At 70.8% G+C, this 26,841-nt stretch carries 21 protein-coding genes; 8 read left to right on the top strand and 13 right to left on the bottom strand.

The annotated features are described in order from the left end of the window. Positions 1-53: 53 nt before the first annotated feature. Both ACFV2J_RS04735 and ACFV2J_RS04730 read right to left on the bottom strand, forming a co-directional pair. Positions 54-830, bottom strand: a complete 777-nt coding sequence (locus ACFV2J_RS04735; protein WP_385088811.1) for an SDR family oxidoreductase — start codon at positions 828-830, stop codon at positions 54-56. 165 nt (positions 831-995) lie between these two features. Continuing rightward, a complete protein-coding gene (locus ACFV2J_RS04730; RefSeq protein ID WP_385088813.1) occupies positions 996-1,832 on the bottom strand; it encodes an SDR family NAD(P)-dependent oxidoreductase in 837 nt (278 codons plus the stop codon). Positions 1,833-2,176: 344 nt separating this feature from the next. Between ACFV2J_RS04730 and ACFV2J_RS04725 the strand changes: the two genes are divergently transcribed. Continuing rightward, positions 2,177-3,052 carry a helix-turn-helix transcriptional regulator gene (locus tag ACFV2J_RS04725; RefSeq protein ID WP_385088815.1) on the top strand — a complete coding sequence of 292 codons (876 nt, stop codon included), beginning with the start codon at positions 2,177-2,179 and terminating at the stop codon, positions 3,050-3,052. A gap of 104 nt (positions 3,053-3,156) precedes the next feature. Here ACFV2J_RS04725 and ACFV2J_RS04720 read toward each other — a convergent pair whose 3' ends face one another. Further along, the gene (locus ACFV2J_RS04720) at positions 3,157-4,038 is read right to left on the bottom strand and encodes a helix-turn-helix transcriptional regulator (protein ID WP_385088816.1); all 882 of its coding nucleotides are present in this window, start codon (positions 4,036-4,038) and stop codon (positions 3,157-3,159) included. 82 nt (positions 4,039-4,120) lie between these two features. Next, positions 4,121-4,315, bottom strand: coding sequence for a hypothetical protein (locus ACFV2J_RS04715; RefSeq protein ID WP_385088818.1), 195 nt, complete (start codon positions 4,313-4,315; stop codon positions 4,121-4,123). Between the two features lie 313 nt (positions 4,316-4,628). On the opposite strand from ACFV2J_RS04715, the gene ACFV2J_RS04710 reads away from it, so the two are divergent. After that, positions 4,629-6,026 (top strand): amidohydrolase family protein, encoded by a 1,398-nt coding sequence (locus tag ACFV2J_RS04710; RefSeq protein WP_385437314.1) that lies wholly within the window; start codon positions 4,629-4,631, stop codon positions 6,024-6,026. Between the two features lie 185 nt (positions 6,027-6,211). Here the strand turns inward: ACFV2J_RS04710 and ACFV2J_RS04705 are convergent, their stop codons facing one another. From ACFV2J_RS04705 to ACFV2J_RS04695, 3 genes are all read right to left on the bottom strand, one after another. Beyond that, on the bottom strand, positions 6,212-6,691 hold the full coding sequence (locus ACFV2J_RS04705; protein ID WP_385088822.1) for a MarR family winged helix-turn-helix transcriptional regulator: 480 nt from the start codon (positions 6,689-6,691) through the stop codon (positions 6,212-6,214). 222 nt (positions 6,692-6,913) lie between these two features. Next, positions 6,914-7,846 (bottom strand): NADP-dependent oxidoreductase, encoded by a 933-nt coding sequence (locus ACFV2J_RS04700; protein ID WP_385088824.1) that lies wholly within the window; start codon positions 7,844-7,846, stop codon positions 6,914-6,916. Between the two features lie 289 nt (positions 7,847-8,135). Then, positions 8,136-10,820, bottom strand: a complete 2,685-nt coding sequence (locus ACFV2J_RS04695) for an alpha-L-rhamnosidase (RefSeq protein ID WP_385088826.1) — start codon at positions 10,818-10,820, stop codon at positions 8,136-8,138. Between the two features lie 565 nt (positions 10,821-11,385). On the opposite strand from ACFV2J_RS04695, the gene ACFV2J_RS04690 reads away from it, so the two are divergent. The 4 genes from ACFV2J_RS04690 to ACFV2J_RS04675 all read left to right on the top strand — a co-directional run bounded on the left by ACFV2J_RS04690 (position 11,386) and on the right by ACFV2J_RS04675 (position 17,111). Beyond that, on the top strand, positions 11,386-13,251 hold the full coding sequence (locus ACFV2J_RS04690) for a glycoside hydrolase family 76 protein (RefSeq protein WP_385088828.1): 1,866 nt from the start codon (positions 11,386-11,388) through the stop codon (positions 13,249-13,251). 308 nt (positions 13,252-13,559) lie between these two features. After that, positions 13,560-13,835, top strand: a complete 276-nt coding sequence (locus tag ACFV2J_RS04685) for a hypothetical protein (protein ID WP_385088829.1) — start codon at positions 13,560-13,562, stop codon at positions 13,833-13,835. A gap of 113 nt (positions 13,836-13,948) precedes the next feature. Continuing rightward, on the top strand, positions 13,949-14,725 hold the full coding sequence (locus ACFV2J_RS04680; RefSeq protein WP_385098477.1) for a DUF1963 domain-containing protein: 777 nt from the start codon (positions 13,949-13,951) through the stop codon (positions 14,723-14,725). 304 nt (positions 14,726-15,029) lie between these two features. After that, positions 15,030-17,111 carry a glycosyl hydrolase family 28-related protein gene (locus ACFV2J_RS04675; protein ID WP_385437310.1) on the top strand — a complete coding sequence of 694 codons (2,082 nt, stop codon included), beginning with the start codon at positions 15,030-15,032 and terminating at the stop codon, positions 17,109-17,111. 176 nt (positions 17,112-17,287) lie between these two features. Here the strand turns inward: ACFV2J_RS04675 and dhaK are convergent, their stop codons facing one another. From dhaK to ACFV2J_RS04650, 5 genes are all read right to left on the bottom strand, one after another. Then, on the bottom strand, positions 17,288-18,283 hold the full coding sequence (gene dhaK / locus ACFV2J_RS04670) for a dihydroxyacetone kinase subunit DhaK (RefSeq protein WP_385098272.1): 996 nt from the start codon (positions 18,281-18,283) through the stop codon (positions 17,288-17,290). Between the two features lie 72 nt (positions 18,284-18,355). Next, a complete protein-coding gene (dhaL, locus tag ACFV2J_RS04665; protein WP_385437307.1) occupies positions 18,356-19,012 on the bottom strand; it encodes a dihydroxyacetone kinase subunit DhaL in 657 nt (218 codons plus the stop codon). A 48-nt stretch (positions 19,013-19,060) separates the two neighbouring features. Then, entirely contained in the window at positions 19,061-19,924 is an 864-nt protein-coding gene (locus tag ACFV2J_RS04660; protein ID WP_385091087.1) for an HAD-IA family hydrolase, read from the bottom strand. 4 nt (positions 19,925-19,928) lie between these two features. Next, positions 19,929-20,789, bottom strand: a complete 861-nt coding sequence (locus ACFV2J_RS04655; RefSeq protein ID WP_385091090.1) for a class II fructose-bisphosphate aldolase — start codon at positions 20,787-20,789, stop codon at positions 19,929-19,931. Positions 20,790-20,916: 127 nt separating this feature from the next. Next, on the bottom strand, positions 20,917-22,011 hold the full coding sequence (locus tag ACFV2J_RS04650) for an NADH:flavin oxidoreductase/NADH oxidase (RefSeq protein ID WP_385091093.1): 1,095 nt from the start codon (positions 22,009-22,011) through the stop codon (positions 20,917-20,919). Between the two features lie 461 nt (positions 22,012-22,472). On the opposite strand from ACFV2J_RS04650, the gene ACFV2J_RS04645 reads away from it, so the two are divergent. After that, complete coding sequence (locus tag ACFV2J_RS04645) at positions 22,473-23,288, top strand: DUF2637 domain-containing protein (protein WP_385091095.1); 816 nt, start codon at positions 22,473-22,475, stop codon at positions 23,286-23,288. 163 nt (positions 23,289-23,451) lie between these two features. Here ACFV2J_RS04645 and ACFV2J_RS04640 read toward each other — a convergent pair whose 3' ends face one another. Beyond that, positions 23,452-24,240, bottom strand: a complete 789-nt coding sequence (locus ACFV2J_RS04640; protein WP_385091111.1) for a TioE family transcriptional regulator — start codon at positions 24,238-24,240, stop codon at positions 23,452-23,454. A gap of 47 nt (positions 24,241-24,287) precedes the next feature. Here ACFV2J_RS04640 and ACFV2J_RS04635 point away from each other — a divergent pair, with 47 nt between their 5' ends. Beyond that, on the top strand, positions 24,288-26,744 hold the full coding sequence (locus ACFV2J_RS04635) for an ATP-binding cassette domain-containing protein (RefSeq protein WP_385091098.1): 2,457 nt from the start codon (positions 24,288-24,290) through the stop codon (positions 26,742-26,744). Positions 26,745-26,841: the final 97 nt, after the last annotated feature.

The raw sequence follows: 26,841 nt of genomic DNA, 5'->3' as shown, positions 1-26,841 counted from the left end.
CCACCGTCTGTGGGGCTGCCGTGAAGGCCGGCAGCCCCACTGGGTTCTCCGGCTCAGATGGCCTGCGCGGTGGGCATGATGGTGATTTCGGTGAGGTTGACATGGCGGGGGACGGCCGCCATGAAGGCGACGGTCTCTGCGATGTCGGTGGACTGGAGGCAGTCGATGTCGTGGATGAGGTCGGCCATCAGCCGGGAGGCGTCGGGGTCGGTGACGTGGTCGGGGAGTTCGGTGTCGACCATGCCGGGCTCGATGGTGGCCACGCGGACCATCTTGGGGCCGAGTTCGACCCGCAGGAGCCGGGTGAGGTGGCTGATGTAGGCCTTGGTTCCTGAGTAGACCGAGAACTTCTCCAGGATGCGGGTGGCCGCGATGGAGGAGGTGTTGATGAGGTCGGCGGCCTTGCCCCGCCGGGCGGAGTCCGTCAGGTGCGGGAGGAAGGCCGCGATGACGTTCATCAGGCCGGAGATGTTGAGGTCGATCTGCCGCTGCCAGTCGTCGACCTTGAGTTCCTCGATACCGGAGATGAGCTGCACGCCGGCGTTGTTGAAGACCAGGTCGGCCTTCCCGAAGCGGTCGGCGACCTGCTGGGCGGCGGTCTGGACGGCGGCGCGGTCGGTGACGTCGACGGCGAGAGCCAGTGCGGTGCCGCCGGCGGCCTCGACGCGCTTGACGACGTCGTCCAGCTTGTCCTTGCGGCGGGCGAGCACGACGACGGTGGCGCCGAGTTCGGCGAGGCGTTCGGCGGTGGCGGCGCCCATGCCGCTGGATGCGCCGGAGACTACGGCGACACGGCCCGTGAGGGGGGATCCGGAGAGCAGAGCAGGCATGACGGTGTTCCTTCGCGTACGTGGTGGAAGAGGTGGAGGCGGATTCGTGTGGGGGGAATCCGCGGCGGGCCGGGGTCGGCCGGCTGGGCCGTGAGGGGGTGCGGTCCAGCCGTGCGGTGGTGCGGTTCGCGCACGGGGGGCTCGGTTCCCCGGCGCCGGTTGCGGTCAGGCGTCGTCGTGTGCGGTGGCCGCGGACTTGTCGCGCCAGGGGGCGAGGTCCTTCTGCACCTGCTGGTACTTGGCGTCGAGGCGTTCGAGGGTGTCGCGTCCGACGTAGAGGTGGGTGGGCAGTTCGTCGCCGGAGGCGGCCTCGACGATGAGGGCGGCGCCCTTGGCCGGGTCGCCGAGCTGGGCGTGGTTGGCCTGGTCGATCCAGTCCAGTGTGGTGTGGGCCGGGGTGTCGTCGTAGTCGCTGATGCGGTGGGCGGCGACGGACAGGGAGCTGGCGTCGAGGAAGTCGGTGCGGAAGACGCCGGGTTCGACGACCATCGACTGGATGCCGAACGGTGCCATCTCGGCGGAGAGCGCCTCGCTGATCCCGGCGACCGCGAACTTGGAGGCGGAGTAGAGGCTGACGCCGGGCTCGCCCTCGAAGCCGGAGCGGGAGCCGATGTGGACGAGCTTGCCGGAACCCTGTCCGCGCATGACGGGCAGGACGGCTCGGGTGACGTTGATCAGTCCGAAGACGTTGAGGTCGAACAGGGAGCGGGCCTCGGCGTCGGTGATCTCCTCCAGCGCGCCCAGCAGACCGCGGCCGGCGTTGTTGACCAGGACGTCGATGCCGCCGAACCGGTCGACGGCCGCTTCGACGGCCTGCGGGATGCTGTCGTTGTCGGTCACGTCCAGCGCGACCGCCAGCACCTTCTCGGAGTTCTTCAGGTCGGCCGGCACCCGCTCGGGGTTCCGTACGCCGACCACGACGTCGTTACCGTCCGCGAGTGCGGCACGGGCGATCTCCGCGCCGATGCCTCGGGACGCGCCGGTGACGAACCAGGTAGCCATGAGGGGATCTCTCTTCTCTCGTCCGGATGTCCACCGGAGCTTTCCTCCGGTGCAATCGATACTGCGAGGCGTCGAGAGAGGGAGGAAGGCCGGGAGTTTCCTGGGAGAGACGCACCCAGGATACGGAGGGTCCCCTTCAGCACGGGGCTGTCATGAGCCGGGCCCACGGCGCCGGCGTCGCGCGACCCCGCCGGTGCTCAGGACTCGGCGGGCGGCTGTGGGAACAGGGGGGCCGAGCGCCGACGGCGGGTTCGGTCGGCTGCGCGGGGGCCCGGAAATCCTGGGAGCAGCGCACCCCCCTTTCGGCCCGTCGCAGGACATTCCGCCGTTCTAACCTCGACGGCATGAACACGGACGAGCATCCCGCCGCCGAGAACGCGCTGGGGGGTTTCCTCCGCGCGCGACGCGCGCGGCTGCGCCCCGAGGACGCCGGACTTCCCGCCTCCGGCCGCCGCAGGGTGCCCGGTCTGCGCCGCGAGGAGGTCGCCACCCTGGCCGGTGTGAGCACCGACTACTACATGCGCCTGGAACAGGGCCGCGAACGGCATCCCTCGCGCCAGGTGCTGGAAGCCGTCGCCAGGGCCCTGCGCCTGGACGACGAGGCCGTGGCACACCTGTACCGAGTGGCGACCCCCGCGACGCGCCGCACACGCCGGGCGCACCGCGTCGAACGCGCCGGCCCGCATCTGCGCAGGCTCCTGGACACCTGGCGTGACACACCCGCCTTCGTCCTGGGCAACGCCCTGGACATCCTGGCCCACAACCAGCTGGCGGCCGCCCTGTTCGCCGGCTTCACGTCGCGCGACAACCTGCTGCGCATGACCATGCTCGACCCGGCCGCGCACCACTTCTACCGTGACTGGGACCGCGCCGCCGCGTCATGCGTGGCCGCCCTCCGCAAGGCGGCCGGTGCCGATCCCGACGACCCGCGGCTGATCGAGATCGTCGGTGAACTGTCCATGAAGAGCACGGAGTTCCGTGCGCTGTGGGCCCGCCACGACGTACGGGGCAAGACCCGCGAGGCCAAACTCTTCCGCCATCCCGAGGTCGGCGACCTGGAGCTGCACCACGAGGCCTTCACCGTCAACAGCGCCCCCGGCCAGCAGGTCGTCGTCTACCAGGCCGAGCCGGGCAGTCCCTCCGCCGACGCGCTGGCGTTGCTCGGCTCCCTCAGCGCGTCGCCGACCCGTCGGAGCGCCCCGTCCGCCGACCAGGAGTGAGCACGTGACTCCGACGCGGCGTAAGCGCGGGCCGCCCGCACCGCGGACCTGCCGTGGTGCGGGCGCTGTCACGCTCGGTGGGCGTGGTCACACGGCGACGGGCGTCACGTCCGGTGCGTCGGTTCGGAGATCCACTCCGGGTCGAGTCTCTCCGGCTCGGCCGGCCGGTCGTCGGACAGCGAGCGGAGTTCGGCGAACGCGGCCGCGGTGGAGCCGGCGGGTTCGGCCTGGTACACGACCAGCTGCTGGTGGGGGGATGCGTTGTCCGTGAAGGCGGAGAACTGGATCCGCAGGTCTCCCACCTGGGCGTGTCTGAGGTGCTTCGTCTGCCGGGTCTTGCCCCTCACATGGTGTCGTGACCACAGGTCGGCGAATTCCGGACTCTTCGCGCAGAGCGTCTCCACGACTTCGGCGATGCGTGCAGATCGCGGATCGTATCCGTAGGCGGCGCGGATCTCGGCGACACATGACTGCGCGGCCTTGTCCCAGTCCTGGTAGAAGTCGCGGCCCGCCGGATCGACGAAGACCATGCGCGCCAGGTTGTCGAACCGCTGAAAACCGTTGTGCAGTGCGGCCGCGAGCGCGTTGTGGGCCAGGATGTCCAGCGCCGGGCCCACCACGAAGGCAGGCGTGTCGGGCCAGCTGTCGAGCAGCCGCAGCAGCTGCGGGTGGACCTGGTCCTGGCCTGCGTGGTGGGTATGGCGTTCCTCTGGCGCGCGGGTGAGTCTGCGCAGGTGGTCGATGGCTTCGGCATCGAGGTGGAGAGCGTCCGCGACGGCGTCGACGACCTGGGCCGAAGGGCTGGACTCGCGGCCCTGTTCCAGGCGCATGTAGTAGTCGGGACTCACGCCGGCGAGCATGGCGACTTCTTCGCGGCGCAGGCCGGGAACCCGTCGACGGCCGTGCTCGGGCAGGCCCACGTCCTGTGGCTTCAGGCCTTCCCGCCGGGCCCTGAGGAACTCTCCCAATGGGGTGCTGTCACTCATACCCCCAGGCTAGCCTTGCCGTTTCGGGTGGGGCACGTACCGGACCGATCGCGATGGGCCCGGGGGAGGGCTGCCCCCGGTGTTACGGAACATCGAGCCCGAGATGCGCCCCGCCGAGGGTGATGACGACCGCCCACGTGCACACCAGCAGCGTGAGAACCACCCCGCCCGCCAGGAGACATCCGAGACCCGGGCCGAGCCCCCCGTCCGACCGGTGGGACCGCCGCCACACCGCCGTCGCGGCCACCAGCGCCGCCACCACACCCAGGACACCCATGAACCCCCCAGGGGCGCGAGCGCCGGACACTCCGGCGTCACGGTCAGGGTGCGCCGAACCTCCCGCACCCGCATGAGTACGCCTACTCATCCGTACGTTCGACATCAGGGGCAGGACGGGGTGGCCCGTCCCGACACGGCGACCCGCGCCCACGGCGCTCCCACCCCGGGTCACCACCACCCAGAACGGAGGCTGGGTGTGCGACACCCGGGGAAACCGCGGCCTGGCTACCCCCGCGGAGCCGGTCGAGGCTGGTGTCATCAAGCCGTTGTCCACAAGCCCACCGCGCCTCCGGGCGAGGAAGAGGACACCCATGAACGTCGACGACACCACCGGCGCCGCCGTGCTCGACCAGCTGCGGCGCCGGTCCGCGGACCCGCGCCGACGCATCCTGTTCACGGGCGCGACCATCGTCACGATGGACCCGGAACTCGGAGTGATCACCGGCGGCGAGCTGCTCGTCGAGGGCAGCACCATCATCGCCGTCGGACATGACCTCGGAGCGGACGGCGCCGTGGTCGTCGACGCCACCGGCGCGATTCTCGCCCCCGGCTTCGTGGACACCCACCGGCACGCCTGGGAAGCCCAGCTGCGCCGGATCATGCCGGACGTCGACGACCTAGGCGGCTACGTGATGACCACCCTGGCGGGCTACGCCCCCGCCTACCGACCCCATGACATGTACGTCGGCACCCGGCTGGCCGCTCTGACCGCGATCGACGGCGGCATCACCTGCATGCTCGACTTCTCCCACAACTCCCGTACCTCCGAGCACTCCGACGCCGCCGTCCAGGCCCTCCTCGACACCGGCATCCGCGGTGTGCACGCCTCCATGGGTCCGCACTTCGGCGACTGGGACCGGCAGTGGCCCGCTGACCTGACCCGGCTCAGGAACCAGTACTTCGGCAGCGACGACCAACTGCTCACCCTGCGTCTGGCCACCCTCGCCACCGACGAGATCGCCGGACCCGCCCTCGCCTACGGACCCGAACTGGCCCGCGTCGCACAGGATCTGGGGGTGGGCGTGAGCGTCGATGCCGTCTTCGGCACGTCTTCGTCCGAGGCCGTGCTGCGCTGGCGAAAGGAGGGCATCCTCGGCCCGGACGTCACCCTCATCCACGCGACGGGCCTCACCGCCGAGGCATGGCAGGCGATGGGGGACTCAGGCACCACCGTGGCCCTCGCGCCCACGTCCGACGCCCAGATCGGTCTGGAGACCGCGATCCCCGCCGTCGACGAGGCCCTGGCCGCGGGCATCCGGCCCGGACTGAGCATCGACGTCGAAGTCGCCCTGGCCGGCGACATGTTCACCCAGATGCGAGCCCTGCACACCATTCAGCGGATGCGCGCCGTCAACGCCGCCTACGGCACTGACCGGCGACCCTCACGCATCAGCACGCACGATGTGCTGGACTTCGCCACCCTGCAGGGCGCCCGCACCAACGGACTGGAGGCTGTGACCGGTTCGCTCACCCCGGGCAAGAAGGCCGACCTGCTGGTCGTCCAGGCCGAAGACCTCAACAACATGCCCCTCAACGACGCCGTCGCCACCGTCGTGCTGGGCTCGGACGCCCGCAACATCAGTGCCGTCCTCATCGACGGAATCCCCCGCAAGTGGAACGGTCAGGTCCTCGACGTCGATCTGGCGGCCCTGCGCGGCCAGGTGCACGCCTCGCGCGAGTACGTCCTGAACACCTCCACCATCGGCTGAGGGTCCCGTCTCGGCTACGTGGAGCGACTTCCGCCCCAGCGGCCGACCAGGGCCGCTACCGGATCGACGGCATCCGTACCGACGACCTGGACCACCCCGACGACCTGGGCTTCTGAGCCTTCGGCGGGTCCAAGGGCGGTGCCCCGCACCACGCCGGGCATCGCTTCAGCCGGCGCTCGATGGAGTCAGGGTGTGTCACTGCCGGGAACGTCGGAATCGATCTTGGCGAGCAGGCGGTCGTAGACGTCCGCCAGAGTCGCCAACTCTTCCTGGGTGAGGGAATCGAAGAAGTACCGTCGTACTACGTTGACGTGTTCCGGCGCGGCGGCGGTGATGGCGGCACGACCTGTCGGCGTGAGACGGATCATCAGCCCCCGGGCATCGGTGGCGCAGTCCTCGCGCTGGACGAGACCCCGCTGCTCCATGCGTCGCACCTGATGGGACAGGCGGCTGCGTTCCCAGCCCACCATGCGCCCCAGCTCCCGGAATCGGAGCACACCGTCCGGGGCCTCGGACAGGGGAACGAGGAGCTCGTAGTCCACCGAGGACAGGCCGGCGTCCGCGCTGAGTTGCTGGTTGATCACGGCCTCGATGCGACGGCGGAGATCCAGGAACGACTGCCAGACATGAGCCTCTTGCTCGTTCAGCCACCGTGCTCGTCCCATGGTCCGACGATATCAAAAAGTTGATACGCCAACAAAATTCGCGCGGCCGGGAAGCGGCACCCGGACCGGAACGTTCCGCTGACGTCCGGTCGCCGGGCGTGACGTGCCTGCCGAGGTGTCGGCATCGGGCGGACCGTGCCCGCACGCCGACAGACGGTCCCTTGCCGTGGGCCGTGCCAGGCTCGGCCGGCGGGACCGCGCTGGGGGCGCCGCCGGACCAGGTCAGAAGGTGACGACGACCTTGCCGGGCAGGTGCTTGTGGGCGTAGTCGGCGAGTGCCTGCGGGGCCTCCGCGAAGGGGTAGCGCGCACCGATCTCGACGTGGAGACTCCCCTCGGCCGCCTGGGCCGCAAGGGCTTCGAGCCGGCCCGTAGGGGTCCGGGTGCCCGTGTAGACGGCGGTGACGCCGCGGTCGAAGGCCGGGGGACCCATCAACGGGGAGATCAGGCGACCGCCCGGGCGTGCCGCGGCGGCGGCGCCTGCCAGCGCCGGGCCCGCATGGGTCAGATCGATCACCACGTCGACGCCGCCGGGGGCCCAGCGCAGGGTCTCGGCGGTGACGTCGGAGGTCATGTAGTCGACGGTCGCGTCGGCGCCGAGCCGACGCAGAAGGTCCTCCTCGTCGGCTCGAGCCGTGGCCAGCACCTTGGCGCCGGTCCGCCCGGCGAGTTGCACCACGAAGGAGCCGACGCCTCCGGAGGCGCCGACCACGAGCACCGTCCCGCCGGCCTGCGGCTCGGCTTCGTCGACCAGTGCGGCGGCGGTGAGCGCGGCGGTCGGGAGCGCGGCCGCCTCGGCAGGGCCCAGTGCGGCCGGGCGCAGGGCGGCCGAAGGGGCGTCCTGGACGAGTGCGTACTCGGCGAGGCCTCCGGAGGGAACGCCGTTCCAGGCGAGGACGCGGTCCCCGACGTCGAATCGGGACACGTTCTCGCCGACCGCCTCCACGACGCCGGTGACGTCGACGCCCGGCACGAAGGGGTGCTGGATCGGCAGATGATCCTTGACCGCTCCGGTGATCAGGGCGAGGTCGATGGCGTTCAGGGCCGACGCCTCCACGCGGACCAGGACCTGGCCCGGTCCGGGAGTGGGCTTGGGTGCGTCGGCGAGGGACAGATTCTCCACGGGCCCGTAGGAGCGGGCGACGAGTGCCTTCATGGGGGTTCTCCTTGAGGTGTCCGACATCGGTGCGGGCGGGGCTGTGGGTTGCTTCGTCGCGGGGTCTGTCACTCCAGGACGTTTGTTGATGAGTCCACAATAGGCGCCATTGTTGAAGTGTCAACAGTGCTGATGCCGGCCTGGCGGGACATGATCGGAACGCCTGCGGCACGGTCTGACGGCCACGCGCCGCCCGAGGCGGGACTCGGGCGGCGCGGCACATCGCCACCGGGCGAACGTTGTCCGATCCGGCACCGGACCGTCGCTCCGGACTTGCTTTCGTCCACCCTCAGGACGTGAGGTAACAGGCCTTGCGCACGCCGGGCAGCGGGTCCGTGCCGACCGCCGCGGTGGTGCAACGGGTGCCGCCGGTGAAGGACTTGTAGACGAAGCGGCCTCGTGCGCCGTAGGCGACGGTCTGCTGTCCGCCGAAGCCGCAGGTGCCTTCTTCGGCGGCGCACGCGGTGGCGTAGCCGGGTGGGCCGCCGGTGGAGGTGTAGCAGGCCTTCGATTCGCCGGGGATCGGGTCACCGAACGCGGCATCGGTGCACGGGGTGTCGCCGGTGGCCGTGATCGTGGCGAAGGCGCCGTACGCGCCGTACGTCACCGGCTGCCCCGCGGCGGCCGGGCAGGTGCCGTTCTGGTCCGCGCATGTGGTCCAGCCGCCGGGCGGCCCTCCGGCGGGCGGCAGGTAGCAGGATTTGGCGACGCCGTCGACGGGATCACCGAAGTGGGCGTTGGTACAGCTGACGGCACCGTGGGTGACCTGGTGGGCGAAGTTGCCGTTGGCGCCGTACGCCACGTCGCGGTTGTATCCGGGAACGGAACAGGTGCCGTTCTCGGACGAGCAGACGGTGTATCCAGGAGGGCCGCCCGCGTCGGCGACGTAGCAGGACTTGACGAGATTCGACGCCGGGTCACCGTCGAACGAGGCGATGGTGCAGGCGATGCGGTCGGTCGCCGTCCTGTACGTGTAGGCCCCCGCTCCGTAGGCCACCGCACGGGTGCCGCTGAAGGAGCAGGTGCCGCCCTCGCCCGCGCACCGGGTGAAGCCCGTGCGTAGGGCGCCGGTACCCGGTTCGGCGGGCGCGGGGGGATCGCCGAGCCCGGTGGCCGTCACGGCGTAGCTGCCCGGAGCGACGCCGGTGAGGTACACGTAGGTGTCGTCCTGGCTCGCGCCGGTGACACCGGCGGCAGGAGTGAAGGCTCCGTCGGACCAGACGGCTTTGCCGTTCACGGACACCGAGATGTTGCCGCCGCCGAACTTCGGGACCCCGATGCGGCCGGTGGTGCCGGCCGGGCTGGTGAGGTGCGCCGTATAGGTGCCGGCGGAGGGCGCACGGGACCACGAGGCGTCGACGGCGCCCTGCGGCATGGTGATGCGGCCCTCGGCGCTGGTCAGATCGCCTGGGTGCGGAACGAAACGGTAGGTGCCGGTCGCCGACTCCGGTGCGGTGCCCAGCACGTCGAAGGTGAGCGTGGAGGTGGGCGCGGTGGACCAGCCGTGGGCCAGGCTCATGAACGAACCGCCGTAGGCGAGGCCGCCGTCGGCCTTGACGCCCTCCCAGAAGGTGCTTCCGGTGCCGATGTCACTGTTCAGCATGTGGCCCCAGGTGCGGCGGATCTGCGCCAGTGCGCCGTAGTCGTCGTTCGCGGTGAAGCGCGCGTTGAGCTCCATTCCGCCGGCGAAGGGCGACACGTTGCCGCCCCACTCGGGGGTGGTCGGGCCGTAGGCGCCCCAGCGGGTCCCGAGCCCGGTGATGACGCTCCGCGACTTCGCCGTGGAGTCGGTGAGCCCGTACCAGACGGCGAGCGAATTGCCGTCCTGCGGGTACATCCCGCTGCCGGGGTTGTCCTTGTACATCCCCTTCGAGGCGTCCCACAGCAGGGAGTTGGCCGCGGTCCTGATCGCGGCCGCCTTGCCGGTCCAGCTCGCGGCGAGCGCGTTGTCGCCTTCGACCGTGGCCAGGCCGGCACCGGCCCTGAGCGCGGCGTACAGCAGCGCGTTGGCCGAGACGTTCTCACCGCCCTGGCCGACCCGGGCCCAGTCCTGGGTGCGGGTCACGTCGAGCAGGCCGTTCCCGTCGATCTTGTTGGTGATGAAGGCCATCCCGCGCTTGTAGCCGGCCCATTCGGAGTCGAGCCACGCCCGGTCGGCCGAGTAGGTGTAGTACGTGGCCGTGCCGAGCAGCGTCCAGGTGTGGTAGGTGTCCGAGCCGGTGAGGTTGAACGGCGGGCCCGACCAGGGGATCTCGCCCTCCGCCGACTGCGCGTCGTACATCGTGGTGAGGGCGTTGCGGGTCAAGGTGAGGTCGTCGGAGTACGCGTACTGCGTGGGTACCGCGATGCCCAGGTCACCGGGCCACACGGTGCGGTCGCGCTTGGCCCCGTCGACCAGGACGGAGTCACCCACCCCGACGGTGGCGCCGTTGTCCCACTCCGAAGCCGGCGGGGGCCAGGCGCGGCCCTGGCGGGAGGCGATCGTGTTGAGCTGCACCGTGTACGCCCCCGCGTACCAGATGCGGTTCAGCAGGTCGTCACTGGAGAAGAAGTAGTTGGCGTAGTCGGACGGGTCGGCCTTTCCCGGAGCCGGGCTGAAATCGAGGCTGACGCCCGTGAGGTCCACCCAGCCCGGGGTGTCGAGGAAGACCGTCAGGTAGCGGAAGCCGCCCCGCAGTCTCGCGGTGGGCATCGTGTACGTGCCGTTGGCGGCGGCCGTGGTGCGCAGAGCCCCGTCCTCGCCGTCGCGGCCGCTGCTCCGGTCGCTGACGGTGCCCGCGTACAGAGGCGATTCGCTGAAGGCCAGGCCCACTCGCCGGTCACCGCCGCTGGTGCTGCCGAAGGACAACGTCGCCAGACCGCCGACCTCCTTGCCGAAGTCAAGGGTGATGGCCGACTGCGAGCCGGAGATCCGCGTCGGCTGCCCGCTGAGGACGTTCTGCGGGTTCGTGACGCTGCCGGACGTGGAGCGCACGGCCGTCGGCCTGAGCGTGCGTGACGTCGGCGAGTAGTTCAGCGCGTCAAGCTCCGCCCTGGATACGGCCGTTGGCGTTGCGGACGTGGTCACGGAAGGCGAGGGGGAGGCACTGGCGTACTGCGCGGGTACCGCGGCCGGCACGGTGGCCAGGGCCACGGCCAGGACGAGCGGGCGCCAGGGACCGGGCGGTCTCTTCGGCGGCGGACGGAGGCGGCGCATGGGGACCTCCCGGATCGGGTGCGGGAACGAGGCACGCTTGAATCGATTCAAAACAATGGCCTGTGAAGGCCACGGCTGATGGAGCGGTGGGTGTGCGAGGTGCCTCGCCGAAGTCGCACCGATGATGGGTGCCGGAAAGCGAAGTGTCAACCTGTCGATCCCGAGGGTGAACTCCCTTGAATCGGCGCCACCTTGAGGCATTGACAGGGTCGCGCCAAGCCTATTCACTCCTTCGCAGACAGGCATGGACCAACGCTCGGTTCCTGGCGGGTGCATCGAGGCTGTCGGCTGACGGCGCACCCGCCGACGACGTCCCCTCACGGTGAGATCGAGGCGGGTTGAGATGTCTTCCAGAAGCTCCGACATCGTTGTCAGACCCTCACGGCTGCTCAGCCTCCTGATGGCGGCCTGCCTTGCGGCCATCGGGCTGGGCCTGGCCACCGGTCCCGCGGCCGCCGCGGGCACCGTGTGCGTCCTGGCCTGTGACACCCGGGATCCCTCGCTGGCCCGCCAGGAGAGCTTTCCGGTGCCGAACAAGGACCTCAACGGCCGCCGTCTCGAACTGCACGTGTCCGACGCGGACGACATGGCCTGGGCCAGCATCGACAACGGGGTGACCGGCGACTCGGTGTGGCTGGACCGCTCCTGGGACGGCGGCGCCACCTGGGAGGGCCTGCTGGGCAAGGCCGCCGTCCCGGCCACCTGGACCGGCACCAGGACGCTCATGTACAACATCACCGACCCCCGCAACCACAGACGCGGGCTGGTCCGGGCCTGCGGGGACGCCGCCGCGGTCGGCTGCACGAACTGGCTCCGCCCGGGCGTCTGCGACACCCTCTGCGACGGGACCGGCGCCGGCCAGGCGGCCGGTGACGACCAGCCGGTGCCGTCGACCACTCTCTACGGCCGCACGATCCGGCTGCATGTCGACCAGAGGAACGCCATGGCCTGGGCCGGCATCGACACCGGCGGCGCCGGCGACGAGATCTGGCTCGACCGTTCGTGGGACGGTGGTTCGACCTGGCCGGACGGCTCCTCGCTCGGCCGCACCAGCATCGTGTCCGGGGCCACCTCCGCCCGTACCGCGATGTACGCCACCCGCGACCCGCGCGGCCTCCTCTACGCGGGCGCGGTCCGCGCCTGCGGCCGTGAGGCCGGCCACCAGGAAGGCAGCTGCACCGCCTGGGCCAGGCCCGCGCCGACCCGAGCGCGCGCGGCAGGAGACGCGCTGATGGCCTCGTACGACCCCTACAACGGCTGGTGGCCGAACAGTTGGTGGAACTCGGCCGCGACCCTCACCTCGCTCATCGACTTCGCCAAGGCCACCGGCACACACGACTACGACTGGGTCATCGCGCGCACCTTCGAGCAGAACAAGGGCGCCTTCGCCGCCGGTGTGCGCAGCTCGGACGCGATCGAGGGCGACTTCATCAGCCGTGCCGTCGACGACTCGGGCTGGTGGGCCATGGCCTGGCTCGACGCGTACGACTACACCCATGACGCCCGCTACCTTAACGAGGCGACCACCATCGTCCAGTACATCCAGGGGTATTGGGACACCGGTACCTGCGGCGGTGGTGTGTGGTGGGACCGCGAGCGCACCTACAAGAACGCGGTGACGAACGGTCAGTACCTCTGGCTGACCACGGCGCTGCATCAGCGCATCCCCGGCGACACGGTATGGCTCCAGCGGGCGAGGACGGCCGCGGCCTGGTACAGGTCCAGCGGGATGATCGATTCCGCGGGGCTGGTGAACGACGGACTGACTTCGTCCTGCGCCAACAACGGCGGCACCGTGTGGAGTTACAACCAGGGACTCGCCATCGGCGGCTTCACCGAGCTGTGGAAGGCGACCGGCGACGGCTCGCTGCTGACCACCGCGCGGACGTTGGCCGACGCCGCGATCACGAGCCCGGCGCTGACCCGCGGCGGAGTGCTCACCGAATCCTGCGACGTCGGCTCCGCGTCCTGCGACGACAACCAGAAGCAGTTCAAGGGCATCTTCATGCGGCACTTCGCCGATCTCGCGAAGGCCACCGCCGCCGGCACCTACCAGACCTATGTGCAGAAGCAGTCGGACACCCTGTGGACCCAGGACCGCAGCTCCCTCAACACCTTCGGCGAACGCTGGGCCGGCACCGGCCCCGACCAGACCGACTGGCGTACCCAGGCCAGTGCCCTCGGCGCGTTCACCGCCGCCGCGGGTTGAACGGCCTGCGGGTCACGGGAGGTACGGGTACCGGCGACCACCCGAAGGGCTCCGTACGCCCCTGCCGAGGACCGACCGGCGTGCGGCGAACCTCCGGTCGGACGGCCCCGCGTGATCCACGTCCCCGCGCGCCCGAACGCGGAGGGTGCCCCGCCCGTCCGCCCGCCCGGTCGGCCGGAACCCGCGGACCAGTCATGTGGACCGGCGCCACCGGGCACGGCCAGGATCCGGACGAGGCGAGTGCGGTCCGTGGGCGCGGAAGTCCGGCCCGGCCGGTGGGACCGGCGAATCGGGGTACACGGCCCGCCATGGCACCGAAGACCGAACGCGTCATGTTCCTGCGGGCCGTGCGACAACTGCACCGCGTCCGCACCTTCTACGTGGTGGGCATCCTGCTGTGGAGCGCGGCCACCCTCTGGACGGCCTGGCAGTCGCCCGGGAGCCGGCAGATGTGGGTCTCCGCCCTCCTCCTCACCGTCTTCACCGGCCTCCTGCTCACCGCCACCCTGTCCCTGCGGCGCCTCGCGCCTCCCAGGACGGGCCGGCCCGCCCACCACGCCGCCTCGCGCAACGTCCACGTCTGACCTCCCGCCACGAGGCCGGCATCGCTCATGAACTCCCCGCCTCGGGTCACCGGGTGGTCCTCTCCCGAGGACCACCCGGCCCGTTGTCGGTGGCTCCTGGCACGATCACCCGCATGGCATTCATCAACGACCACACCCTCACCGAGCTGGCCGAGGAACACGGCGTACCAGGAGACCTGGCACGGGAGTTGGCGGACCTGCTGCGGCCCTGCGTCCTCCTGGTGAGGTGCGAGGACCTGCCGGAGACCGGGCGGGAGGACCTCCGTCCGGCCGGGCGGACGGGCGGGCTTCCCCTGCTGCCCGACGGTGTGGAATGGCCCGACGGAGCCGGTCCCTTCGCGCTGAGCGTCGACTGCGCGGCCCTGCCCCGCGACTGCCTCGACATCGAACTCCCCTCGGACGGGCAGCTGTTGTTCTTCACCACGTTCAAGTACGAGCCGGACGACTCGGTCGTTCTCCACGTCCCCGCCGGCGTCCCGACCGCGGAGCGCCCGCTGCCGGCGGACCTGGACGATCAGGAGGCCGCGGCCTACGAGCCGCGCCCGCTGTACGCCGTTCCCGGCCTGACCATCGATCACGACTGGTACGGCTCTCCGGCGGCGAAGGCGTTCGAGGACGGGAGAGCGGAGGACGACGAGGTGCTGGACTGCTTCGTGGAAGCGGTCGTCAACAGCGTCCACGGCGGACCCGCGCCCCACTCCGTCGCGCAGATCGGCGGGTTCTCCGACCAGTGGCAGGTGGCGCCCGACCAGGACGGGCTGGTGCTCCTGGCCCAGATATCCGGAAACGGCGTCGACCACGACCTGTTCACACTGAACCTGATGGTGGGCACCCGCGAGGACATCGCCGCGGGGAAGTGGGAGAACCTCCTGCACGAGCAGCAGTGCTGACCGCCGACCGGGCACTCGCCTCCGGGGTCACCGCGTGCACTGCAAGAAATCGATGAATCAACGCAGGATTCTTACGGGAACTTGGAAAGAGGTGTCCGGCGTCTTGTGACGATGCCCGGATACGCCCTACTGTCACCGCACCGGCACGGCCTGTCCCCCTCCGCGCTTCCGCGTCCAGAGCGGCTCCGCTCCTTCCGCACGCCCCGTATGCCCCGTACGCCCTGACTTCGCCCCGCTCCGTCCGGCCGTGCCGGCCTCCCCCCGCCCGTCCTCGTTCGTCCGTTCCGAGAGAAGCGAGAATCTGATGTCGCGGTACAGCACGCGCGCGGCGGCGGAGCGGGTCCGCAGCCGCGCGCGGAAACCGGCCAGGATCGTCACGGCGGCGCTCGCCGGACTCGTTCTCCTGCTCGGTGCTCCGGCACCGGCGGCCCTGGCGGCTCAAGCCGCCCCCGGGCACGGCACCGGCGCGGGCACCCCGGCGGTGACCCGGGCCGGGCTCGATCCGGCTCTGGTCGCGGGGCGCGGCGCCGCGGTGGACTTCGCCGAGCAGGAGGCCGAGAACGCGTCGACCGACGGCACCGTCATCGGCCCCGACCGCACCGCCTACACCCTGCCCTCCGAGGCCTCCGGCCGCACCGCCGTACGCCTGAAGCCGGGCCAGTACGTCGAGTTCACGCTGCCGCGGGCCGCGAACGCCCTCACGGTGCGCTACAGCATTCCCGACGCACCCGGAGGCGGCGGCATCACCGCACCGCTGGACGTCTCCGTCGACGGCGGACACCGCTCCACGATGACACTCACCTCGCGGTACTCGTGGCTCTACAACCAGTACCCGTTCACCAACGACCCCCAGGCCGACCTGCTCCACCCGGACTGGTGGATCACCGAGTGCGGATGCGTGCCCGCCGCCACCACCCCGGCGCCCACCATCGACAAGCCGTTCAGGCCCAGCCACTTCTACGACGAGCAGCGGCTGCTGCTCGGCAAGCGGTACGCGGCGGGAGACACCGTCCGCCTCACGGCGCCCAAGGGGAGCGCCGCGGCCTGGACCGTGATCGACCTGCTCGACACGCAACTCGTGGCCGCGCCGCACATCGAGGTACGCGCGGCGAACGTCCTCGCGTTCGGCGCCGACCCCACGGGGCGGCGCGACTCGGGCGGCGCGTTCGACCGGGCCGTCGCGTACGCCAAGAAGCGGCACGTCGACGTCTACCTGCCGCCGGGCACGTACCAGGTGAACCGGCACATCGTCGTCGACGACGTCACGATCGTCGGCGCGGGAAGCTGGTACACGATCGTCAAGGGGCACCAGGTCACCCTGGACACCCCGGCCCCCGACGGCTCGGTCCACACGGGTGTCGGCTTCTACGGCAAGGACGCGGCGGACGGCGGCAGCCACGACGTCCACCTGTCCGGGTTCGCCGTCGAGGGCGACGTCCGCGAACGCGTCGACACCGACCAGGTCAACGCCGTCGGTGGTGCGCTCAGCGACTCGACGATCGACGGCCTCTACCTGCACCACACCAAGGTCGGCATGTGGTTCGACGGCCCGATGACACGCCTGCGTGTCACACGCAACGTGATCGCCGACCAGATCGCCGACGGCCTCAACTTCCACACCGGTGTCACCGATTCCACCGTCTCGGACACCTTCGTCCGCAACACCGGTGACGACGGCCTGGCCATGTGGTCGGAGAAGACCGGCAACGCGCGCAACGTCTTCGCCCACAACACCGTGCAGACCCCGGTGCTCGCCAACGGCATCGCTCTCTACGGCGGCACCGACAACACGGTCACCGGCAACCTCGTCGCCGACCCCATCAGGGAGGGCAGCGCCATCCAGGTCGGTTCCCGGTTCGGAGCCGAGCCGTTCACCGGGCATCTGTGGATCACGGACAACACCACCGTCCGATCCGGGCCGTTCGAGCTCAACTGGAAGATCGGGCTGGGCGCCATCTGGTTCTACGCCCTGGAGCGCGACATCGACGCCGACATCCAGGTCACCGGCGACCACTTCCTCGACAGCACCTACAACGCGGTCATGCTGGTCTCCGACTTCCCCGTGAAGGACAAGTACGCGATCCGGGGCGTCCACTTCAAGGACATCCGCGTGGACGGCACCGGCACCTCCGTTCTCAGTGCCCGCTCCGCCGGCTCGGCCTCCTTCGAGAACGTGGACGCCCGCAACGTCGGCGCGGTCGGCATCAACAACTGCGGATCGTTCAACTTCCCCTCCACCGGCTCCGAGTTCGCGGCGCAGAACCTCGGCGGCAACGACGGAGGAGGGACGACGGGCGAGTGGATGGCGTCCTGGGAGCTGCCGAACACCATCACCTGCGACGACCGGCCCCCGGTGGTCCCGCCACCGGCCCCGGCGCCCTGGTGACCCGCCTCCGTCCCTGAGGCGTACGGTGCGCGCACCCGCCACTCCCGGCGGGTGCGCGCACCGCCGCGCCGTACAGCCGGCCGGGCCGTCGGCATGGGCGGGGACACCCGGCAAGCCGGTCCTTCCGGACACGGGACAGGGCGACCTCGCACGCCTGACCCCAGCGCGACCGGTCCTCAGAACACACGCATCGGGATCTCGGCGGGGTCGGCGAGCAGACCGGAGATCTCGTCGTCCAGCCGGACCAGAGTCACCGAGGCCCCGGCCATGTCGAGCGAGGTGCAGTACTCGCCCACGTAGCTGCGCCCGATCTCGATGCCCTGCGCCGCAAGCCGCTTGTGAGCCCGCCCGTAGACCAGGTAGAGCTCGCCGATCGGGGTGCCGCCGAGACCGTTGACCATCAGGGCGACGCGGTCACCGGCGACGTACGGCAGGTCGCCGACCACCGCGTCGACGAGCTCGCCCACCATCACGTCGGCGGACCGGAGCAGTTCGCGCCTGCGGCCCGGCTCGCCGTGGATGCCCACGCCCATCTCGACGGCGTCCTCGGGCAGTTCGAAGAGCGGCGAGCCCTTCGCAGGTGGCGTGCAAGCGGTGAGCGCCATGCCCATGGAGCGGGTGACGGAGTTGACCTTCTCCCCGATCCGGTGCACCTCGTCGAGGTCCGCGCCCCGTTCGGCGGCCGCCCCGGCGGCCTTCATCACGAAGAAGTTGCCGGCCACCCCGCGCCGGCCGACGCTGTACGTCGAGTCCTCCACGGCCACGTCGTCGTCGATGAAGAGAGTGCGTACGGTGATCCCGTCGGCCCGGGACAGCTCCTCGGCCATCTCGAAGGCCATCCGGTCCCCCGTGTAGTTGTTGACGAGCAGCAGCACACCCTTCGGGGAGGCGACCAGCTTGACCGTCTCGTACACGGAGTCGGCCGGGGGCGCCGAGAACACGTCGCCGGGACAGGCCGCGTCGAGCATTCCCCTGCCGACGGTCATCACATGCGCCGGCTCGTGACCGGACCCTGAACCCTGCACGAGGGAGACCTTGTTCTCCTGCGGGGCGTCGGCGCGCATGACGAGGTTGTACTCGGGGACGTACTTCAGTGTGCCGGGGTTGGCCAGAGCCAGCCCCTCCAGCATCTCCGCCACGTAGTCCTTCGGGTCGTTGACGAACTTCTTCATCCCGTCACTCCTTCGTGGTGCCGGTCCCGGGTCCTGGAGGGGCCGTCCGAGGTCCTGGCCCCTCGTGCGCCGTCAGTCGCGTGCGTCCCACTCGGCCGCGACGCGTTCCGCCATCACCGCGACCGCCACCGCACCCGGGTCCGGCGAGCCGATACTGCGTTCACCGGTGTAGCTCTGCCGGCCGCGTCGGGCCCGCATGGGTGTCGTCGCGTCCGCCGCGGTACGGGCCGTGGTGGCGGCCAGCCGGGCGAGTTCCGCCGCGCCCGCCGCCGGTCCGCCGCCGGCCAGCCGCTGTTCCAGCGCGTCGGTCATCGGTATCAACGCGTCGAGCAGCGTCTTGTCGCCGAGGTCGGACCTGCCCCGTGCCTTGATGCCCTCGGCCGCGGCCCGCAGCATGGCCACCGCGTCCGCTGCCGTCGGCTCCGGCCGGTCCTTCACGGCCCCGGACGCCCGCAGAAAGGCCGTGCCCCAGAGCGGGCCCGAGGTGCCGCCGACCCGTCTGGAGATCACCAGGGCAACCTTCTTCAGGAACTCGGCCGGCGAATCCGCCCCGAGCGTGGTCCAGTCGGCGAGCACGATCTCGAAGCCGCGGGCGAGCGAGTACCCGAAGTCCCCGTCACCCGCGACGGCGTCGAGGTCACCGAATGCCTTTTCGTTGTCGACGGCCGTCCGGGCCATGGTCCGGACGACGAACGCGAGGTCGCCGACGGGTGTCGATGACGATGGCATGACTCTCCTGACTGCCGCGACCGACGGCCGTGACTGACTGCCGCGGCGTCACCGCGGACGAGGATCCGGGCCGGGCGTCGCGACGCCGGGCGGCCGGGCCGCGGACGGACCCGGCGCGGTGGAACCCGGATCGCCGCCGGCGGTGAGCAGGGCAGCCAGGTCCGCGAGCACCACCCAGGGCCCCGGGTGGACACCCAGCGGATCGCTCAGCACCCGGGTGACGGTCTCCTCGGGCGACGGATCGCCGAGCGAAGTGACCACCAGGGAAGCCCCGGTGAAGTCCTCCTCCCCGGTGTAGGCACTGGTCGTGACGGCGCAGACCAGACCGGCGCCGAGCGCGGACAGCATCCCGTTGCGGCTGTCCTCGACGGCGACGACGGGCTCGGAACCGAGGCCGAGCCGCCGCACGGCGAGCGCGTAGATGTCCGGTGCGGGCTTCTTCCGCCGGACCACGTCCCCCGCGAACACCCCGAAGTGGGTTGCCAGTTCGGAACCCATGGCCAGTTCGAGCACGCTGCGGACGGACGCCTCCGCGGACGTGGAGGCCACCGCGAGCGTCCACCCGGCCTCGTACGCCTCCGCGGCGACCCGCCGTACACCGGGCCTCGGCGGAATGCGTCCGCTGCGGATGATGCCGGTGTAGATCTCGGTCTTGCGCCGGTGCCAGTCGAGGACCCGCTCCTCGAGTGCGGCCGGGTCGGCGGGCAGACCGGCGGCGGCGACGAATTCAGGTGTCAGCAGGGCCCGCATGCGCTCCTTGCCGCCGCCGACCTTCACCTTCCGCGCGTACTCCTGGTCGCTCCACCGCACGGGCAGACCGAATTCCTCGAAGGTCTGGTTGAACGCGGGCAGGTGGCCGTGGCGTTCGGTGTCGGCGAGGACCCCGTCGCAGTCGAAGACGAGCGCGGGCATGGTCTCAGCCCGCCCGTCCGGCACTGCCGAAGAGCCTCATCAGGGAACCCGCCAGCTCGATGACATCCTGGCGGACGGCCCGGAAGAGCGACGGCGGATCCCACTTCCCCCGCTCCGCCGCCGTTTCGAGGAAGGCCAGACCGGACTTCATGAACGTCTCCTTGAGCGCGGTCGAGATGTTGACCTTCGCGCACCCCCGGGAGATCAGGTCATGGAACTGCTCGTCGGACAGCCCGCTGCCGCCGTGCAGCGCGATCGGCACCGGATGGGCCGCCACGAGATCGGACACCCGCTGGGCGTCGAGCACCGGAGCCTGCCTGTACGACCCGTGGGCGTTCCCGATCGCCGGTGCGAAGACGTCGACCTGCGTGGTCCGCAGGAACTCCAGCGCGACCGCGAGATCCTGCTGCCGGGCCGCGGTGTCACTGCCGACGCCGTCCTCCACGCCGGTGATCGACTCGATCTCGCCCTCGACGGCGGCCCCGTACGCGCGAGCCTCCGCGACGACCTCGACGGTCTGCCGCATGTTCTCCTCGACCGGCAGACGGGAGGCGTCGAAGAGCACCGAGTTCCATCCCCGCCGCAGGCACTCGGTGATGACCTCGCGTTCCGGACAGTGATCGAGGTGCAGGGCGACAGGAACCTCGATGCCCGCGGTCATCGCCGTCCACAGGGCGTAGAGCACGTCGCTGCCCATCGACTTGACCGTCTTCACCGACGTCTGCACGATCAGCGGCGACGCGTTCTCCACCGCGGCCGCCAGCACGGCCTCCATCGTGAGGTCGTTGAACACGTTGATGGCGGGTACGGCGTAGCGCTCCTCGAAAGGCCCGGAGAGAATCTCCGTCAGCGGTGTCACACCCACGGCGCCTCCACGGTTGCGCCCCCACCCCCACCCCCTCCATTCCACGCCCGCGCGTCGCGCCCCGCCACTCGTGGCCCGGATCAGGACGGACCCGGGGCGGTTCCGTCCGCCGGCCGAGCGGCACGCGTCAGCCGCGGGGGAACGCGCGGGCGTACTGCGGTGGCGCGGACACGGTGGCGCCCAGGGAATGAGCGGCGTGGCGTGGCCAGTACGGGTCGCGCAGCAGTTCGCGCCCGAGGAAGACGGCGTCGGCCTCACCGAGGGCGATGATCTTCTCGGCCTGTTCGGGTTCGGTGATGAGTCCTACCGCGGCGGTGGGGATGCCGGTCCGTGCGCGCACCTGCGCCGAGAAGGTCACCTGATAGCCGGGGCTGACGGGGATGGTGGCGTCGGGCACGATGCCGCCGGTGGAGACGTCCAGCAGATCCACTCCGTGGGCCAGGAGTTCCCGGGCGAGGTGCGTGGTGTCGTCGACGGTCCAGCCGGGCCGGGTCTCGGTGCCGTGGCCCGCGAGCCAGTCGGTCGCCGAGGTACGGAAGAACAGCGGGAGTTCCGACGGCCATTCGGCACGGACCGCGTCCACCACCTCCAGCGCGAAGCGCATGCGCCGTCGCAGGTCGCCGCCGTAGGCGTCGGTGCGGTGGTTGGTCTGGGGGGAGAGGAAGGAGTGGACGAGGTAGCCGTGCGCGCCGTGGATCTCCAGGACGCGGAAATCGGCCAGGTACGCGCGCCGGGCGGCCTGGGCGAACTCGTCGACGACCGTGGCGATGGCGTGGGTGGTGAGTTCGTGGGGGGCGGGGACCGTTCCGAACGCGATCGGGCTCGGACCCACTCGCCGCAGGCCGGGGCGGGGTGGGTGGGCGTCGGACCAGGGCCGTCCGATGCCTGCCTTGCGGCCGGGGTGGTTGAGCTGGATCGCCGGTACCGCACCGGAATCGCTCAGCGCGCGCACGACGCGGGCGAAGGCCGGCGGTTGCCGGTCGTTCCACAGTCCGAGGTCGTAGGCGCTGCTGCGGCCCTCCGCGCTGACGGAGGTGGCCTCCACCATGACCAGACCGGCGCCGCCCACCGCGCGCGAGACCAGGTGCTGGAGATGCCAGTCGGTCGGTGTGCCGGTCTCCGGCCCCTGGGCAGGGGCGGAGTACTGCATCATCGGCGACATCCAGACCCGGTTGGGGATCGTCACACCACGCAGGGTCAGGGGCTGGAAGAGCTCGCTCACGACAATCTCCAGGGAGGACGGGACGGTCACGAGACCGGTCGCAACGCCCGGGGACCCTGTGCGGCGCGCGAGGCCACCAGAAAAGTGTCACCGCGCACGGCCCGAAGCGCATCTCGGAAGTGCCGCACGCGGCGGTTCGTGGGGCGTTCCGGACGTGATTCCGGAAGAGCTCGGAAAAACGATCGGCTTCGGATCGATAAAGACGCTTTCGTGAATTTTTCCGAGGGCTGGCGCTCACTCTTTTGCCGCACATCTACGGGCGGTGACCAGCGTTAATGGAATATGACCCAAGCAAGCCTTGTTGACCCGTCACGCTCCGGAGCGGTGGCGGAGCGTCCGTCCGTGGCCCGAGCTGTGGCGTTCGGGGGATACACCCGCATGCCTGTCGCCGCGTACTCATCGCCCGATGGGGACCTTCCGGCTGTCACCCGGCCCTGATCCCGACGGGGCGGAATTTTTCTGTGAATGACGACTATCCGGATCTCTCCTTCGCTCGATTTGAACAACCCCCCGCATACCCCGGCGGGACCGGTACCGGCCGGCACGGCGATCCCGCCGACGCCCTCTACGACCAGGGCTGGGACCCGGTCGAGGAGCTCACCTACCTCCTGCAGGACGCCGCGGCGGAGCAGGAGGCCACCGTGCCGCCACCCCGCAGCGAGTCGCCGTACGGCGACGAATTCATCAGTGAACCGATGGACAACCTGGTGCAGATCACTGCCGAGTTGCCGCCCATCAGACGTTCCTCGACAGGACATCGGAAGGTGCGAGTCCGCAAACCCCGCTTCACCTGGCTGCAGACCGTGAGCTTCGTGATCGCCGCGGTCGCCGCTGTCATCGTGTCGATGGTGAGTGTCTTCGGCGGCATGGTCGCCTACGCGCCCCTGCGGCACATCGCGTCCAGCACGCAGAGCGGCTCGGGGCCCTGGTGGCCCCTGCTCGTCTACGGCCCCTGGATGGTGGCCTCGCTCTCCGTCCTGCGGGCCGCCCTGCACCAACGCCGTGCCGTGCACTCCTGGTACGTCGTCCTGCTGTTCTCCTCCGTCGCCGTGATGTTCTGTGTGGCCGACGCCCACAAGACCATCACCGGGGTGGCCGCGGCGGTCGTACCCGCCCTCGCCTCCCTGACCTGTTTCCAGCAACTGGTCCGTCAGATCACCCTGACCCGGCCACCTCGCCAGCGCTCGTCCCGACACCGGCAGCGCCCCGATCCCGCCCCTCCGGGGCGCGTCGAGAACAAGAGCGGTTCGGGCACTCGGAAACCGCCCCGCTCCTGATCCGTTCCGGCCTTCCCGCGTCCGGTTTCGCCGGCCGGCTCCCCGTCCGCCGGGCAGGGCGAACCGGCCAGGCCGTTCAGTGGGGGTGAGGGCCGCCGCCGGTCGTACGCTCGGGCGTCGGACCGGCGGCGGCATACGAGGCCGATGTCCGAGGGAAGAGCGGTCACCGCACGGGGGGCGCGGAGATCGCGGTCGCCGGGGTGATGCCCAGGAGGGCCACATACCCGGCGAGCCGGGCCGCCGCGTCGAGCATCGCCACCCCGCGTGCGGTGAGCCGCCGCCGCCAGTCGTCGAGGGCGGCGGACAGGGCCTCGGTACCGCCGGCCGTACGGATCTGCCGGACCACCGTGCGGATGTGCTCCAGCGGATAGCCGCCGCGTCTGAGGAGATGGGCCAGCTCCGCGTCGCGGACGTCGGGGACGCCGTACGAGCGATGCCCGGTGACCGGTTCCCGTACGGGTGTGAGGATGCCCGCCGCCTCCCAGTTGCGGAGGGTCGCCGCGGTGACGCCCAGACGGCGTGCGAGTTCGCCGACGCTGAGCGGCTCGCCGCCGGAGGGAGCAAGCGTGTGTTCGGAGGGGCCCGGGCCCGAGGTCAGTTGCGCGACGGCCTGCCCGACCGCGTCCAGCGTCCCCCGGTCGCGCAGCAGTTGGGCGTGACCGCGGTCGACCGCCGTCAGCGCGGCGTCGAGTTCGCCCGCGTTGAGCGACCGCATGATCTGGCCGCCCAGGGCGTGCCCGTGGGCCTGGACGAGCGCCAAGTAGGCGCGCAGGGCCGCCGCGTGTGTCTCGGTGTAGGTCCGGTAGCCGGACGGCGTGCGCTCGGCGAGCGGGACGAACCCGTCCCGCTCGTAGTTGCGCACCGCCTGGGTCGAGATGCCGTGCTCACGGGCCAGGTCGGTCGGACGCAGGTACTTCACGGTTTGAGACTTTAGCCGACGGTTCTGGGGCATCATCCGGAAAAGTCTCAACCATTCTTGCAGATATACGCTTGAGGCCCATGAACCGGGAAGATCAGGAATTCGCCACCACGCCCTACGACGAGGGCGTGCCGCCTCCGGCACAGGGGAGGGACAGCCTGGCGCTCGGCAAGGGGACCGGCACACAGCCGCCCCCGCCGCGCGCCGCCGACGGTCACGACGTGATCCGCGTGCACGGGGCGCGGGAGAACAACCTCAAGGACGTTCACGTCGAGATCCCCAAGCGGCGCCTGACCGTCTTCACCGGAGTCTCCGGATCGGGCAAGAGTTCCCTGGTGTTCGACACGATCGCCGCGGAGTCCCAGCGGCTGATCAACGAGACGTACAGCGCCTTCGTACAGGGCTTCATGCCGGCCCTGGCGCGGCCCGACGTCGACGTGCTCGACGGACTGACCACCGCGATCCTGGTCGACCAGCGGCCGATGGGCGTCCACGCCCGCTCCACGGTGGGCACCGCCACCGACGCCGGGACACTGCTGCGCATCCTCTTCAGCCGGCTCGCCGAGCCGTACATCGGCACGCAGAAGGCGTTCGCCTTCAATGTCGCCTCCGCCGAGGCGTCGGGCGTCCTGGTGGTCAACGGCAGGAGGACCGAGAAGGAGTTCAGCGTCGTCGGCGGGATGTGCCTGCGGTGCGAGGGCATGGGCCGCGTCTCGGACATCGACCCCGCCCAGCTCTTCGACGACTCCAAGTCCCTGGCCGGCGGCGCGATCACCGTCCCCGGCTGGAAGGCCGACGGCTGGGTGGTGCGGTCCTTCACCGAGTCCGGCTTCCTCGATCCCGCCAAGCCGATCCGCGACTACAGCGAGCAGGAGAGGTACGACCTCCTGCACCGGGACCCGGTCAAGGTCAAGGTGAACGGGATCAACACCACCTACGAAGGACTCCTCGCGCGGGTGAGGAAGTCCTTCCTGAGCAAGGACGAGGAGGCGCTCCAGCCGCACCTGCGCGCCTTCGTGGAGCGGGCGGTGATGTTCTCCGTCTGCCCCGGGTGTCACGGCACCCGGCTCAGCGAGACCGCGCGGTCCGCGAAGATCGACGGTGTCAGCATCGCCGACGCCAGTGCGATGCAGATCAGCGACCTCGCCACCTGGGTCCGCGGACTGACCGACCCGTCCGTCGGACCGCTGGTCCCGGTGCTCGCCGGCATCCTCGGCTCGTTCGTCGAGATCGGCCTCGGCTACCTCTCGCTCGACCGCCCGTCGGGCACACTCTCGGGCGGTGAGGCACAGCGCACCAAGATGGTCCGCCACCTCGGCTCCGCGCTCACCGACGTCACCTATGTCTTCGACGAGCCCACCGTCGGCCTGCACCCGCACGACATCCAGCGCGTGAACGAACTGCTGCTGCGCCTGCGCGACAAGGGCAACACCGTGCTCGTGGTGGAGCACAAGCCGGAGACGATCCTGTACGCCGACCACGTCGTCGATCTCGGACCGCAGGCAGGCAGGGACGGCGGCGAGGTGGTCTTCCACGGCACGGTCGAGGGCCTGCGGGCCTGCGGCACCCTCACCGGACGGCACCTGGACGACCGGGCCTCGCTGAAGCCGTCGGTGCGTGAGCGGTCCGGTGTGCTGGCGGTACGCGGAGCGAACGCCCACAACCTGCGCGACGTCGACGTGGACCTCCCGCTCGGCGTACTCACCGTGGTCACCGGGGTCGCGGGGTCCGGCAAGACCTCACTGATCCACGGCTCGGTGGCCGGCCGGGCCGGCGTGGTCACCGTGGACCAGTCGCCCATCAAGGGCTCCCGCCGCAGCAACCCGGCCACCTGCACCGGCATGCTCGAACCGATCCGCCGGACGTTCGCCAGGGCCAACGGGGTCAAGCCCGCGCTGTTCAGCCCCAACTCCGAGGGCGCCTGCCCCACTTGCAAGGGCGTCGGCTACCTCCACACCGACCTGGCCGTCATGGCCGCCACCGCCACCGTCTGCGAGGAGTGCGAGGGCCGGCGGTTCCAGGCGTCGGTGCTCCGGTACCGGCTCGGCGGCAGGGACATCAGCGAGGTGTTCGCGATGCCGGTGACCGAGGCGGCGGAGTTCTTCCGCAGTGGTCCCGCGCGCACGCCGGCCGCGTCCGCCGCCCTCGACCGGCTCGCCGACGTCGGCCTGGGCTACCTCAGCCTCGGCCAGCCGCTCACCACCCTCTCCGGCGGGGAGCGGCAACGGCTCAAGCTGGCCGGCCATCTGGCCGGGACGGCCGGCGTCTACATTCTCGACGAACCGACCAGCGGCCTGCACCTGGCCGACGTCGGCCAACTGCTGGCCCTGCTCGACCGGCTCGTGGACGCCGGCAAGTCGGTCATCGTCGTCGAGCACCACCAGGCGGTCATGGCCCACGCCGACTGGATCGTCGACCTCGGCCCCGGCGCGGGTCACGACGGCGGCAGGGTCGTCTTCGAGGGCACGCCGGCCGAACTGGTCGCCGCCCGCTCCACCCTCACGGGCGAACACCTCGCACGGTACGTCGGCGCCTGAAGTGCGGGGCCCGCGCGGGGGGGTGCCCGGGCCGGGCGGGGGGGGGGGGGTCGCGGGGGGCCCCCGCGTGCGGGGTGTGGATAGCTCCCGCCGGGGT

This window comes from Streptomyces sp. NPDC059668 (genome assembly GCF_042734135.1).
GTDB lineage: Bacteria > Actinomycetota > Actinomycetes > Streptomycetales > Streptomycetaceae > Streptomyces.
Note: the sequence above shows the minus strand (reverse complement) of the source record. Positions and strands in the feature narration are given on the sequence as shown.